The 13,202-nt window shown below is 36.2% G+C and carries 15 protein-coding genes; 13 read left to right on the top strand and 2 right to left on the bottom strand.

From position 1 onward, the window contains the following. Positions 1–45 precede the first annotated feature (45 nt). On the bottom strand, positions 46–1,002 hold the full coding sequence (locus tag QUF78_RS23170; RefSeq protein ID WP_289326543.1) for a patatin-like phospholipase family protein: 957 nt from the start codon (positions 1,000–1,002) through the stop codon (positions 46–48). 205 nt (positions 1,003–1,207) lie between these two features. Between QUF78_RS23170 and QUF78_RS23165 the strand changes: the two genes are divergently transcribed. The 11 genes from QUF78_RS23165 (at position 1,208) to QUF78_RS23115 (ending at position 11,444) form a co-directional block, all read left to right on the top strand. Continuing rightward, positions 1,208–1,351, top strand: a complete 144-nt coding sequence (locus tag QUF78_RS23165) for a hypothetical protein (protein WP_289326542.1) — start codon at positions 1,208–1,210, stop codon at positions 1,349–1,351. Positions 1,352–1,467: 116 nt separating this feature from the next. Further along, positions 1,468–1,878: a hypothetical protein gene (locus QUF78_RS23160; protein WP_289326541.1), complete on the top strand. Its 411-nt coding sequence runs from the start codon at positions 1,468–1,470 to the stop codon at positions 1,876–1,878. A gap of 153 nt (positions 1,879–2,031) precedes the next feature. Then, a complete protein-coding gene (locus tag QUF78_RS23155) occupies positions 2,032–2,901 on the top strand; it encodes a hypothetical protein (RefSeq protein ID WP_289326540.1) in 870 nt (289 codons plus the stop codon). A gap of 37 nt (positions 2,902–2,938) precedes the next feature. After that, the gene (locus QUF78_RS23150) at positions 2,939–3,712 is read left to right on the top strand and encodes an SDR family oxidoreductase (protein WP_289326539.1); all 774 of its coding nucleotides are present in this window, start codon (positions 2,939–2,941) and stop codon (positions 3,710–3,712) included. 519 nt (positions 3,713–4,231) lie between these two features. Then, positions 4,232–6,847 carry a phosphoenolpyruvate synthase gene (ppsA, locus tag QUF78_RS23145; protein ID WP_289326538.1) on the top strand — a complete coding sequence of 872 codons (2,616 nt, stop codon included), beginning with the start codon at positions 4,232–4,234 and terminating at the stop codon, positions 6,845–6,847. 503 nt (positions 6,848–7,350) lie between these two features. Next, positions 7,351–7,848, top strand: coding sequence for an LURP-one-related/scramblase family protein (locus QUF78_RS23140; protein WP_289326537.1), 498 nt, complete (start codon positions 7,351–7,353; stop codon positions 7,846–7,848). A 540-nt stretch (positions 7,849–8,388) separates the two neighbouring features. After that, the gene (locus QUF78_RS23135; protein ID WP_289326536.1) at positions 8,389–8,544 is read left to right on the top strand and encodes a hypothetical protein; all 156 of its coding nucleotides are present in this window, start codon (positions 8,389–8,391) and stop codon (positions 8,542–8,544) included. Beyond that, on the top strand, positions 8,516–8,899 hold the full coding sequence (locus tag QUF78_RS23130) for a hypothetical protein (protein WP_289326535.1): 384 nt from the start codon (positions 8,516–8,518) through the stop codon (positions 8,897–8,899). The genes QUF78_RS23135 and QUF78_RS23130 overlap by 29 nt, the downstream gene beginning before the upstream one ends. Before the next feature lie 584 nt (positions 8,900–9,483). Beyond that, on the top strand, positions 9,484–9,936 hold the full coding sequence (locus QUF78_RS23125; protein ID WP_053474663.1) for a VOC family protein: 453 nt from the start codon (positions 9,484–9,486) through the stop codon (positions 9,934–9,936). Positions 9,937–10,469: 533 nt separating this feature from the next. Further along, positions 10,470–10,640, top strand: a complete 171-nt coding sequence (locus tag QUF78_RS23120; protein ID WP_289326534.1) for a hypothetical protein — start codon at positions 10,470–10,472, stop codon at positions 10,638–10,640. Positions 10,641–11,015: 375 nt separating this feature from the next. Next, positions 11,016–11,444, top strand: coding sequence for a hypothetical protein (locus QUF78_RS23115; RefSeq protein WP_289326533.1), 429 nt, complete (start codon positions 11,016–11,018; stop codon positions 11,442–11,444). 173 nt (positions 11,445–11,617) lie between these two features. On the opposite strand, the gene QUF78_RS23110 is transcribed toward QUF78_RS23115, so the two are convergent. Further along, positions 11,618–12,055 carry an ATP-dependent metallopeptidase FtsH/Yme1/Tma family protein gene (locus QUF78_RS23110; RefSeq protein WP_289326532.1) on the bottom strand — a complete coding sequence of 146 codons (438 nt, stop codon included), beginning with the start codon at positions 12,053–12,055 and terminating at the stop codon, positions 11,618–11,620. Positions 12,056–12,369: 314 nt separating this feature from the next. On the opposite strand from QUF78_RS23110, the gene QUF78_RS23105 reads away from it, so the two are divergent. Both QUF78_RS23105 and QUF78_RS23100 read left to right on the top strand, forming a co-directional pair. After that, positions 12,370–12,612, top strand: coding sequence for a hypothetical protein (locus QUF78_RS23105; RefSeq protein WP_056521278.1), 243 nt, complete (start codon positions 12,370–12,372; stop codon positions 12,610–12,612). Between the two features lie 149 nt (positions 12,613–12,761). Next, on the top strand, positions 12,762–12,977 hold the full coding sequence (locus tag QUF78_RS23100) for a hypothetical protein (RefSeq protein WP_289326531.1): 216 nt from the start codon (positions 12,762–12,764) through the stop codon (positions 12,975–12,977). Positions 12,978–13,202 lie beyond the last annotated feature (225 nt).

Here is a 13,202-nt window from a genome sequence, read left to right as displayed (position 1 = left end):
TTGAAATGAAAACCAAAATTCAATCAGACTTATGGGATAATTTTATTAATTCCAGTTTTTCTCTATAAATTGAACTGCAGGTTGTAAATCTGTTTTGTTAGCAATTGAAATGACAGCTGGAACCACAGAAGGGTCCGTTTTGGAGAAATTAGGGATCCGTGGATTTAACCGAAAAAAACGATTTCCTAGAAGCTGAGAACTGACCATGGATTCATAGTAACCGGATCCACTAGCGACAATCTGAAGAAATGGCAGTAAGGGTTCATTGGGCGATCGATCCAAAAGAACTCCCCAATTTGGGGGAAGGTTCTTCATATTTTCGGGACGTATGTTATCTGCACTTACCATCCCCCACCCCTTCGTATCTCTTCTTAATTGAGTCGGCTCTTCACCTGTTCCAATGGATAATACTGCAATTTGATCCAACGGCTGTTTGGCTTTCCCCACTGCAAACGCGATACTGGCTGTACTGGGGTTAGTTGTTACTGTATACCCATCCACGTAGTTTTGATAGGCTCGTTGCGTCGCGGGAGCACCACTGCTCCGTAGTATTACATCACTCGCTTTCTCATTTAAATAGGGAGAGCCAGGAAAGTTGTGGAATAACACAGGAGTCCAACGATTCAGCTCCGGTGAGAATAAATGAAATGCAGGGACAACAATTCGTCTTTTTAAGTTTTTGAGGAGAAGATCTGATGGGAAAAATGTTTGTACAGCTTTAACGAAACCAGAATATGGCAATTGTTGGTTAAAAACAGGTCCACCTGGTCGGGAAACGCTGAAAGCCGGCAGGATTTTATCCTTAAAAAACTGGAGTGTCTCCTTCGGCGATCTTCCACTTGCTAACGCAATGGCAGTGAATGAACCTATTGAATTTCCCGAAAAAACATTGGTTCGACTAATTAATTTTGGGTTTTGCTGAGCCAGTCTGTTCAAAAGTTGTAAACTTAAAGCACCTAAGGTACCGCCTCCATCAAAGGACATGATCCGATATTTTGTCAAAGCTGATTTCTCCTTTCTAATCTGGTCACAAGTATCATTCAGTATATGTTTATTTTTCAGGAGCCGGATTATGTAGCTAAACATCCAAGGAAAGCTTCATCGAGTATATAAAAAACTACGACTAGGATAGAGGAGACTACGTTTGAGTGCAGTACGAGCAAGCCGAACAGGAATTATTATGCACGTACTTTGTTTGTAATGGGTGATGAGAAAGTCAGAAAGTACAACCAATAAAAACTTGAAAGAAAATAAAAAAGCCATAGCGGTAGGCTACGGCTGCCTGTTCCGTCCTCAAACGGCTATTTTGCAACCTTGTGCACAAAAGGTTATTGATGATTATTATTATTAAATATCTTGCGATCCTTCAAGATGGAGATTGCTTTTTCCAACAACAGGATTGTGAAGAATTGCACTTAAACTAACGGGTGCGTTAGTACTATAAGGATTAACAAGGAGTGAGTGGAAATGAGTTTGGCTTCCTATATTGGGTGTAGTATAGAAATACCGATTAATGATGATGAATATTCAGATGAATTTTTTTATATTGGCGGTTGTTTTGCCGGTGATTTTGACTTGATAAATGTAAAGAAATATCAGTTTACTACTCCTTGCGTTTATGAGGTATCAAGTCATTGGGGAATTGAAATTTCAGAAAATATGAACCCAAAAACGTGTGCCGAATCGAAAAAGAAGTTAATAGAATTGTGTAAAATTATGGACAGTTACCTTGAAAAAGGTGATTTCTTTGAACTGTATAGTTGTTGGGTAGGAGAAGAAGCTGAAAAGCGAGATGGTGAGATAACCCTCCGAATCAATAACTTTGATATTGACCAGATTGAAATTCCCGAAAAAACGTTAGTTAGATTTGAAAAATGAATTTTTCTTCTTTAACTAACGAGTTTAGTTCATTACCAGGAGCTGATCAACAGTTCCTTTTTTTATGCAACAAAAGAGGCAGGTTAGTTCATTAAGCAGAGCGAACTTACATATTATAAAGACTTGTCAAAATTAATCGAGAGGACTAGGTAAATGGAGAAAATAAATGAAATTATTAATTGTCTTGTAAACCAAGGCATATTAAAAAATGATGATATAGACTTAAAAAAATTAAAAAGTGGTACTACCAATGGAATTTTATATACACTGAATAATAATGAAATACCGAAATATGTAATAAAAATAGACACACCAAAACTTATTACTGCAACAGCGGATTTTCTCCTTACTTATAAAGATGTAAATTTGTTGCCTAATGTACTTTATACAGACGAGAAAAAAGGATTTATAATATACTCTTATATTTCTGGAGAAACTCATTTTAATCGTGGATCTAAATTAGAATGGATGACTATTTTGATTAAGGAACTATTAAATAAATACAAAAAGGTAAACAAAGATAACTGGGGAAGAGTAAATGGAATACATAGAAATTCATGGGCGGACTTCAATCTAAGTAGTTTGGAATTCGCCAAAGAGGATATAGGCGATTTATTAACAAGAGAGGATCATAAAAAAGTAGAGTTATTGGTTAATAAATTGAAAACATACGAACATCAAGAAGAGAAGTATTACCTACATGGAGATGTTGGTGTTCACAATTTTGTATATAAGGGCAATAAATTAAATGGGGTTATAGATCCTTCACCTTTATTCGGTCCAAAGATTTATGATTTTACTTATGCATTTTGCTCTTCTCCAGACAATTTAAATTTGCGGACACTATTGTCATCTTTCTCATTATTGACTCAAGATGTCCCCTTTAATAAAGAAAGGCTTTTGGATGAAGTTCTTTTTCAATTATACACACGTATAGGAATTTGTATTAGAGTTCACCCGCATGACTTAAGTGGCTATCTTAAAGCTTGGAAAGAATGGAGAGTGTACCTTCCTTCTATGTAAATAGCATTTCAGACTTAAAAAATGGAGGGATAATATAATGGACCAATTAAAAGGGAAAATTGCAATTATTACAGGTGTAAGCCGTCTGAAAGGGATTGGAGCTGCTATTTGTAAGGAGTTAGCTGAAACGGGCTATCATATATTTTTTACTTATTGGACGGAATATGATAAAAAAATGCCTTGGAGCATTGAATTAGATGAGCCATTGAAATTAAAGGAAGAATTAATAAAAAAAGGTGTTAAGGTATCATGTATGGAGTTGGATTTAACTCAATATGATGCACCTGAACAACTTTTGAATAAAGTTTCTGAACAACTTGGTTATCCTGATATCTTGATTAATAACGCAGCATACTCTACTAACAACGATTTTTCTAATTTAACTGCCGAAGAATTAGATAAACATTACATGGTGAATGTTCGTGCAACGACACTATTAAGTAGTAAATTCGCTCAAAGGTTCGATAAGAAATCAGGTGGAAGAATAGTCAACATTACTTCAGGTCAGTCTCAAGGACCAATGCCTGGCGAATTAGCGTATGCAACAACAAAAGGAGCAGTTGATGCTCTAACTATTACATTGTCAGCTGAACTGGCCCCTTTAGGAATAACGGTTAATGCAATAAATCCAGGTCCAACTGATACTGGGTGGATGACAGAGGAAATAAAAAGTAAATTAAAACCGATGTTTCCTTTCGGTAGAATAGGAAAACCGAGAGATGTTGCAAAAACTATTAAATTTTTAGTGAGCGATGAAGCAGATTGGATTACAGGTCAGATTATTCATGCAGAAGGTGGATTTAAAAGGTAAATTAAATTGAATTCCAAGGATAGATATTTTGGAAGGATAGTACTTAAGCTAACAGTTGCTTTTCAACATTCAAAATCACTCTTTGAAATCCTCAGTAATCGGGCGCTTAATGGGGTAACGAAAAAAGCCCCATTTCTTAATATTAATACTAAGAAATGGGGCTTTTTAATATACTAAATGATTGGATATCATTTATAGTGTGAGTCATTTGTCTTGTAAATCTTTTGAATTTGCAACAATTATGGCCGTGTAAATACATTGATAAAAATGAGAAACTGTGGTAAATTTATATAGATACACCTAATATCTATTTTTGTTTAAATTATCCCTACTATAATTATACAACATAAAATCCTTTTCAGTCAACCCCTATTTTTATTTTTTAAAAGGAGTGTTTGATATGAATATGGAATTTCTCCAGGAGCAAGAACGAGTGGACAGGGGTAATTGGTTGATCAGATGAACAATTTTTGTCATATGATTCGTCTTGGTATTGAGCGATAAATGGGAGGGAAAGAAATGAAACCATATGTACTAGAGTTACGGGGAATCGATAAAACGCAACTTTTGCTCGCCGGAGGAAAAGGGTCGAATTTAGGGGAACTATCGAAGATTCATGGAATACAAGTGCCAGAAGGATTTTGTGTTACGACAGAGGCTTATCAAAAAGCCCTCGAACAAAACGAAGCCTTCTACGCATTGTTGGATCAACTAACACTGCTAAAAGTAGAGGATCGAGGTCAAATTGGTGAAATCAGCAGGAAGATTCGACAAATCATTATGGAAATGGAAATTCCTTCCGATGTTGTGAAAGCTGTTGCTCACTATCTCTCCCAGTTTGGCGATGAACATGCTTATGCAGTGCGTTCTAGTGCGACTGCTGAAGATTTACCACACGCCTCTTTTGCCGGTCAACAAGATACCTATTTAAATATCATCGGAAAAGAAGCAATCTTACAGCATATCAGTAAATGTTGGGCTTCCCTATTTACTGATCGCGCAGTAATTTACCGAATCCAAAACGGATTTGATCACAGCCAAGTTTACCTATCAGTTATCATTCAACGGATGATTTTCCCACAGGCTTCAGGAATTTTATTTACTGCTGATCCGATTACTTCCAATCGAAAGCTACTATCGATCGATGCTAGCTTTGGACTAGGAGAAGCCCTTGTCTCCGGCTTGGTATCTGCCGATTGTTATAAAGTACAGGAAGATGAAATCGTCGATAAGATGATAGCGACCAAAAAATTGGCGATCTATGGACTAAAAGAAGGCGGGACAGAGACACAACAGATCGACCCTGATCAGCAAAAGACTCAAACACTTACTGAACAACAAATTTTACAACTAGCACGCATAGGAAGACAGATCGAAGCTTATTTTGGTTACCCACAAGATATCGAATGGTGTTTGGTTGATGATACATTTTATATTGTCCAGAGTCGGCCAATCACTACTTTATACCCGATCCCTGAAGCGAATGATCAAGAAAATCACGTTTATGTATCTGTCGGTCATCAACAAATGATGACCGATTCCATGAAACCACTGGGATTGTCTTTTTTCCTGTTAACGACTAATGCACCCATGCGTAAAGCTGGTGGAAGGTTGTTTGTTGATGTCACACATATGCTGGCTTCACCTGACAGCAGAAAAATGTTATTAGATGCCATGGGACAACACGATCTGCTCATGAAAGACGCACTTATGACCATAATAGAGCGAGGAGATTTCATAAAATCTTTACCAAATGATAAGCAAGAACAGAGTTCCGGTAAAAGCAATAAAAGTGTGTCGTCTGCGGATTCTAGGGCACAAATCGAAAACGACGTGACAATCGTTTCTGATTTGATTAAGAGTAGTCAAACATCGATAGAAGAGTTAAAACAAAACATCCAAACGAAATTAGGATCGGATTTATTTGATTTTATTTTGGAAGATATCCAGATATTAAAGAAGATTTTATTTGACCCACAAAGTTCAGCTGTGTTTATGGCTGCTATAGATGCTTCATCATGGATCAATGAAAATATGAACGAGTGGTTAGGTGAAAAAAACGCAGCCGACACCCTTTCTCAATCTGTACCAAACAATATTACTTCGGAAATGGGTCTTGCGCTATTGGAGGTCGCAGATGTGATTCGTCCTTATCCAGAAGTAATTGATTATTTACAACATGTAAAAGATGATAACTTTTTGGATGAACTGGTTAAGTTTGATGGTGGACAGGAAACCCAAGACGCTATCTATGATTATCTCAGCAAATACGGAATGCGATGTACCGGAGAAATCGATATTACGAAAACTCGTTGGAGCGAAAAACCAACTACACTTGTCCCCGTGATTCTTAGTAATATCAAAAACTTTGAGCCTAATGCTAGCAATCGGAAATTTGAGCAAGGGCGACAGGAAGCTTTGATAAAAGAACAAGAGTTATTAGATCGATTGAAGCAATTACCGGATGGTGAACAAAAAGCCAAAGAAACAAAACGAATGATCGACCTAATCCGGAATTTCATCGGTTATCGGGAATATCCAAAATACGGCATGGTTAATCGCTACTTCGTTTATAAGCAGGCTCTACTGAAAGAAGCCGAACAACTCGTACAAGCCAACGTTATTCATGAAAAAGAAGATATATACTATCTCACTTTTGAAGAACTTCACGAAGTCGTACGCACAAATAAACTAGATTACCAGATCATCAGCAAACGAAAAGACGAGTACAAATTGTATGAAAAACTAACTCCACCACGTGTTATCACGTCTGATGGTGAAATCATTGTAGGTGAGTACAAGCGAGAAAATCTCCCAGCCGAAGCTATTGTAGGTCTACCTGTTTCTTCCGGAGTTATAGAGGGACGAGCACGTGTCATCTTAAATATGGAAGATGCTGATCTAGAAGATGGAGATATATTAGTCACCTCCTTTACCGACCCTAGCTGGACACCATTGTTTGTATCCATAAAAGGCCTAGTCACCGAAGTTGGCGGACTGATGACCCATGGAGCAGTAATCGCACGTGAATATGGCTTACCTGCCGTTGTCGGTGTTGAAAATGCCACCAAGCTGATAAAAGATGGGCAACGTATTCGAGTAAATGGAACAGAAGGTTATATAGAAATACTATAATCCATTACATTTAAATCATAAAAAAAGAGCATTCGAATTAGGAGAATCATTGACATCATGGTGCTTTGCGGTCTATGGTAAGAACCCTGACTAGGACATATAAGGGGGCAGTAACTGAAAATCGATAGTAATGCCTGTTAAGGTTATCTTGAAATCTAGTCTTCTGTTAAAGTGCGATTCTTTAAAAAGAATCGCTTTTCTTATAGAACTGACGGGTGCGTTAGCTTAAGATCGAAGCTGTCTTTAAGGCAGCTTTTTCCTTATGGAACTATCGGGTCAGGTTAGTTCAAGAGTACATAAGGAGTTGTTCAACAATTGGGCCAGATTGCGAAGGAAGAATTGCTGACTTTACAAAAGGTAAATTAGTAAGGATAAATAGTGGTGAACCGAAAAGAAGGCGCTTTTGAGTGGAGCTATTATTTGGAATTTAATGCATAAGATTGGAACCGATGCCCATTTCAAACGTAAGTAATGTAAAAGACTTAAGGTTAGGAGGCATAAGTATGAGGCAGCTTTATATAAAGCAGAAGGTATTCAGTCTTAGCGGGAAATTTACAGTAAAGGATCAGCAGGAGAAGGATATATATTACGTGGAGGGAAGTTTTATGCAAGTTCCAAAAACTTTCTCCATTATGAATACAGCAAGAGATGAAGTAGCACTCATTACGAAAAAGGTGTTCAGCTTTTTACCAAAGTTTTTGGTTGAGGTGAATGGTCGAGAGGTATTAACAATAAAGAAGGAATTTTCCTTATTTAAAGCACGATATACAATTGATGCGGCAGGCATTGAAGTACATGGTAATTGGTGGGATATGGATTTTCAAGTTTTACAGCATGGTAAAATCGTAGGTGAAGTGGGCAAGGAGTGGTTCACTTGGGGCGATAGCTACAAGGTTCAAATAATAGATGAAGAGATGGAAACCATTATTATTGCACTCGTTGTTGCAATTGATTGTGTGAAGGCTGATCAAGCAGCTGCTTCCTCAGCAGCGTCGATTTAAAGTAGAAGTGTAAAATTAAAAGGCTGACAGTTTTTAAAAAATCACTGCTTGAATAGGTGCGGTGAACCGTATCATAAATAAATGACAAGGCCATTTGGTACCAAGGTTTTATATTCGTTCTTCAGTAATTGAGCGCGATTCTTGAATAAGGTTCGCTTTTCTTATAGAACTAACAGGCTGAAGATCGGAGCTGTCTTTAAGGCAGCTTTTTCTTTATGCAACTATAGGGGCAGGTTAGTTGAAGAACTATTCTTTAGTATAGTGTAGTTAGACAAGGAGGAGAAATCAAAATTACTTATGTAAATTATCTAGGCTGTAATCTAAAATTGCCTATCGGTGATAAATATGAAACTGAAGAATTAGGCTTGATTGATGAAACTTTTTTTCAGATCCTGCTGAAGGTATGGAGAATATAAGAAAACATATCTCTTCTAAATATATATACCAAGTTGATACTAATGGCGGGGGAGCTATTTTAAAAAGGAATAATGAAAAGTAAAATAAGAAGTTGAGTAACATCACTAGAGGGGAGAAAGTAATATGGTTGATATAGATGACCGAACGGTGTTTGAAAATAACCGCATAGATTTTTGGGTTTGTGATTGTATAACAGAACCGGAGTATATGTATAGTGTTGACGGTGAATATGAAACAACTTTAATTGAATTTGGAAAAACTAAATCGTTTTCCACTTAAGGTTATCCATAACTTTGTGAGGGAAATGGATGATTTAGATAACGATGATAAAGTGTATAGATACCAAATTGACGAGGTTCATTCGATAGATGAACTAAAACATATACTAGACGATGTTGGGTGGAAATTAACCTTGGAAGACTTTTTTATTACTAATTCGTCAAAGGAAATAAGATTTAAGAAAATTGATAGAGAAACATTAAAGGGTAAAATTCCGGCACAGTGCCCTCTATTCGAATTAGGTCCAGGCGATACTCTAACAGAAGTGATTATACACGGACATTCTTTTTTAGTTGGTACAAATGACTCTAATTTATCCACGAAAGAACAAGTAAAAAAAATTGTACTATCCTGAAAGCTATTCATAACTTTCGTTGTTGGACTAACGGGGCAGGTAAGTTCAATATGCGTAGTGTAGTCGAACTGTGCTGTACTTTCTTAAAAAACACATTGAGCCTCTTACAATTTTCTCCTTTTTCAGATAAAATAGTTGCTGATAGTTTACTACTAATTTCAACTCTAAAGGCTGTAGTCCCAATTAAATTTCTTCAAAAAAATGAAACCAATATTTATATAATTCTTCTATTTCTCACTACAATTAATGGATTTTTTAATAAAAACGCAGACGAAGGAACACTAGATATTATTATGGTTTTTGCCCTTTTCATAATTTTAATTATCAAGGTAACATTGATTTTTTATAGATGATGGCATTCACGAAATAAGGTTCACGAATATTCCAATAGTAGAGGGTTTACGAAGTGTTGTTCTTAACAAATACCCGAAAACCCAATTTCACATTTTCCTATACTGTGACTTTTCTTTGTTATCATGAACTGTGACAAGGTGTTTTTTGTTGGGAAGGAATTTGTAACTTTTTAATAGAATAATTATGAAGATGATCAGATAATAAATTTTTACACATAAGGAGATAAAACTATGGAAAAAAACAAATTACTAAGAATGGACAATGTCGGCATCGTTGTAGAATCCCTTGATGACGCAATCTCTTTCTTCGAGGAGATTGGCTTGAACCTCGAAGGGCGAGCCACTGTCGAAGGTGAATGGGCTGGTCGCGTAACCGGATTGGGTTCTCAGTGCGTAGAGATTGCTATGATGGTTACCCCAGATGGCCACAGCCGACTTGAACTTTCGCGATTTCTCACCCCACCTACTATATCAGATCACCGGACTGCTCCTGTAAATGCCCTCGGTTATCTACGCGTCATGTTCACCGTTGAAGACATTGACGAAATGGTATCCAGACTCACTAAGTATGGTGCTCAGCTCGTTGGCGAAGTGGTTCAGTACGAGGACTCGTATCGGCTCTGCTACATTCGTGGAACCGAAGGACTTCTAATCGGTTTGGCGGAACAACTCGGTAACAAATAAGTAAGTGACGTTTTATAAAAAGCCTTTACTGAAATATACATTACTGAAGTAAAAATTGAAACAGAAAAGCAGTGTGAAAGTATCTCGAAGAAGTAGGGCACGCCATATAACACAGCATTCACGCTGCGGGACTCTCCGAGCCCCTTGGTCGCCAGGAGAAGGAACAGGGAAGCCAGATTCAGGCGACAACCCTGCGAGCCTGAATGCGAAAACGTTATATGCCAATCCGTCTCGATTTGAAGAATATTCTTATTCAATAAAAGGGAGCGATTCTTTAATAAGAATCGTTTTTCTTACGGAACTAACGGGGCAGATTAGTTCAAATAAAGAAATGTAATTTTATGTAAAAATAAGTAAGGTGAGTGTGAAGTAGACATATAATAAGGTAAAACTCACAAATGTTGGGAGGGTTAGCCCTGTTTACTTCAGTTCTATTTATCTATTTTCCTATTGCTATTTCATTACTAAGTATTTGGGGTTTGTTTTGGGTAATCAAGAACAAGAGAAAGATATATATTTCTCCATTGGTTCTTGTGAATTTAGGTATCATAACGCATCTTATTGGTTTGATGTTAATTGGGGGATTTGCAGGAATGGGAGTAAGTATGGTAGGTGCAATTATACTTGGAATAAGCCTGATAATCTTAGTTTTAATATTAATTACAGATTTAAATAAGAAAAGAAAATTAAAAAGAACCATTTAATTGATTAATGATGTTCTTTTTTTAAACTAACGAGTGCGATACTTCAATAAGAGGTATCGTTTTTCATAATGAACTCACGGGTGCGTTAGCTGAAAATCGGAGCTTTTTTAAGGCAGCTCTTTTCTTATGGAACTACCGGGGCAGGATAGTATAATAGTTTCTAAGAGGATATGTTCACGAATAAAAGTTGATTAAAAAATAATAAAGTTATTTAAAAAGAGATGGTGTGATTGGAAGGTCGCATCATCTTTTAATATTTCGGTATTCATTAAGTTTAAAAAAGGACAGATGGTAAGAATGTGAAACGATACAAATGAAAATACGTATAAATATAATAAATATTATTATTCAATCAGTATAGGAAGAAGGATGAAAATGTATTATGGTTTACTAATAATTGGTGTAGTGTTATTTTTCTTTAGTATTTTTGTGTTTATTTCTATGTACATTGAAAAAGAATTTACTTTTTTCGATACGTTTAAAGCACTTTCTGCATTAATATTAGGCGGATTAATGTTAGTTATAACTCTCCCTAGCCTAAAATATATGCTATTTAAAGAGTATGATGTTGTAAAAGGAAGTTGCATCATCGAGATAAGTTCTTCTGGGCGCTCCAGCGAAGCGTCATTTGAAATGCCGGTTACTGACGAGCAATTTTATTTTGAGGATATTCCTGACCTGGATGCCTATGGAAGGGCAGTTCCCTATTATTGTGAGGTCACCGTCACAAAGAATCATGAGTTTGAAGTAAGTTATAAGATTTATGACGCTAAATCAAGAGATCTTATTCTAAACAGTGAGTAGCTCATGTATACAGTTGATAAAATAGGGAGTTAATGAACTAACAGGTGCGTTACTTTAATAAGCCATCCTTTTCTTTTATTAGGCTAGATAAAGGTTGACTCACAAAAACAATGTAAAAAAACTCGCAAAGTCCATATGGAAAGCGAGTTTACTTTTTTTATGTATATGTATTTTCATCCCTTCCATTTTTTTCTTACAGCTACAAACAGAAAAATAAAGAAAAACAGGATGAAAATGATTACAAATGGAATAATGGAAGTGAAAAATGTCACCCAGCCACTTGTCTTTTCTGGAGGTTCAACAGTGATGATGCCTTTACCTAATTTAGTTACGGCATCATTAATTCGACTCTGTGAATATTCACTGAATGGCACGTGCGTCACAAAGTTCTTGTTTTCATCATCCCCCTTAAGCTTCCAAATGATTTTAAATTCACTGCTTTCGGGCTGCATCGTTAGTGATGTAATGTCCCCACTCTCCAAATGATTATAGAACTCATCTTGGGTCATTTTCTCTGTTGATTCATTGTTATTATTAAAGATGATTACAATTCCAATGATGACCAAAAAGATCAGTAAATAGAATATGGTATTACGGAAGTTCCGATTCATTCCTTCCCTCCCTCCTCAACTGGTAAACAAACTATAGTAAATAGTATCATAGAAAATTAATCATTTATATTCCCTAGAATAATTAATATTCCAAATCCAATCACTACAATAATTCAAAAACACCCGAGAACTTTAACATAGTCTTTTCTTATTAAACTAAGGGTGCGTTAGTTTAACAAAGGGGGGCTGCGGCAACCTTTTTCTTGTGGAACTAACGGGGCAGTTTAGTTCATTAACTTCCAGTTGTTAAGAAACTTTCTCTTGTGTCTATTCGTATAGTTATTTAATCATTATGAAAAATGGGGGGGAGGAGTTTGGTTTCAAAAAAGGAAATTACTTTAAGAACAGTGCTAAATATATATGGGGTTTTCGCTGTTCTTGCATTAATATTATCAATTTTTACGACTCCTATTTCTATAAACGAAAACATGCAACTTTTTTACAATGAAGATTTAAAGATGGAAGCGAAAAAGGTAAAGGAGTTCTTATTTTTTATTTTTGGTTCTGCTTTAGTTTACTTTTCCTTAGTAAATCTTTATTACAAATATATGAAGTGATAGAGATTCTCTAACTAACGGGTGCTTTATTTCATTGACCAGGAGCTGATCAGCAGCTCCTTTTCTTATGGAACTAAAGGGGCAGGTTAGTTCAATAAAAATTGTGATAAGCTAGACTCAAAATCTTAATAAACATTGGAGGCAGAAGGATGAACTTTTTTGATTGGCAAATAGATATGGTAGAAAGTTTAAAGCCTTATATAGATAAGGAAAATAAAAGAATGGCTGTACTTACAAATGAAGATGATGAAATTCATATTGCTTTAGAGTTTGATGAAAATAACAATTTAGTAATGCATCCAAGATGGAATATAAATATCACTATCCTGGGGGATAAACATTTAAAACTTACCACAAATTCATAGGACTAAACGATATTTTCATCCTATTACAATTATAAAAAAAGAGATTTTTAAATGAACTACAGGTGCGATAGTTTAACAAAGGGTTGCTGCGGCAACCTTTTTCGTGCGCCCGGCATGGGTGCAATCTATAGGGTGAAAGTCCCGAACCATGAAGGCAGTAGTAGTGGTTAGCTTAATGCAAGGGTGTCCACGGTGACGTGCAATCTGAAGGAAGCAAGCGGCAAA

It is taken from the genome of Peribacillus sp. ACCC06369 (genome assembly GCF_030348945.1).
Classification (GTDB): Bacteria; Bacillota; Bacilli; order Bacillales; family DSM-1321; genus Peribacillus.
The sequence above is the reverse complement of the archived record's forward strand: the minus strand, read 5'-3'. Positions and strand labels throughout refer to the sequence as shown.

Excerpts from the sequence above, each read along its gene's own strand:
- QUF78_RS23155 (WP_289326540.1), top strand. The coding sequence starts at position 2,032 with ATGGAGAAAATAAATGAAATTATTAATTGTCTTGTAAACCAAGGCATA.
- QUF78_RS23110 (WP_289326532.1), bottom strand. The coding sequence starts at position 12,055 with ATGAATCGGAACTTCCGTAATACCATATTCTATTTACTGATCTTTTTG.
- ppsA (WP_289326538.1), top strand. The coding sequence starts at position 4,232 with ATGAAACCATATGTACTAGAGTTACGGGGAATCGATAAAACGCAACTT.
- QUF78_RS23150 (WP_289326539.1), top strand. The coding sequence starts at position 2,939 with ATGGACCAATTAAAAGGGAAAATTGCAATTATTACAGGTGTAAGCCGT.
- QUF78_RS23100 (WP_289326531.1), top strand. The coding sequence starts at position 12,762 with ATGAACTTTTTTGATTGGCAAATAGATATGGTAGAAAGTTTAAAGCCT.
- QUF78_RS23135 (WP_289326536.1), top strand. The coding sequence starts at position 8,389 with ATGGTTGATATAGATGACCGAACGGTGTTTGAAAATAACCGCATAGAT.
- QUF78_RS23115 (WP_289326533.1), top strand. The coding sequence starts at position 11,016 with ATGTATTATGGTTTACTAATAATTGGTGTAGTGTTATTTTTCTTTAGT.
- QUF78_RS23160 (WP_289326541.1), top strand. The coding sequence starts at position 1,468 with ATGAGTTTGGCTTCCTATATTGGGTGTAGTATAGAAATACCGATTAAT.
- QUF78_RS23140 (WP_289326537.1), top strand. The coding sequence starts at position 7,351 with ATGAGGCAGCTTTATATAAAGCAGAAGGTATTCAGTCTTAGCGGGAAA.
- QUF78_RS23125 (WP_053474663.1), top strand. The coding sequence starts at position 9,484 with ATGGAAAAAAACAAATTACTAAGAATGGACAATGTCGGCATCGTTGTA.
- QUF78_RS23165 (WP_289326542.1), top strand. The coding sequence starts at position 1,208 with ATGAGAAAGTCAGAAAGTACAACCAATAAAAACTTGAAAGAAAATAAA.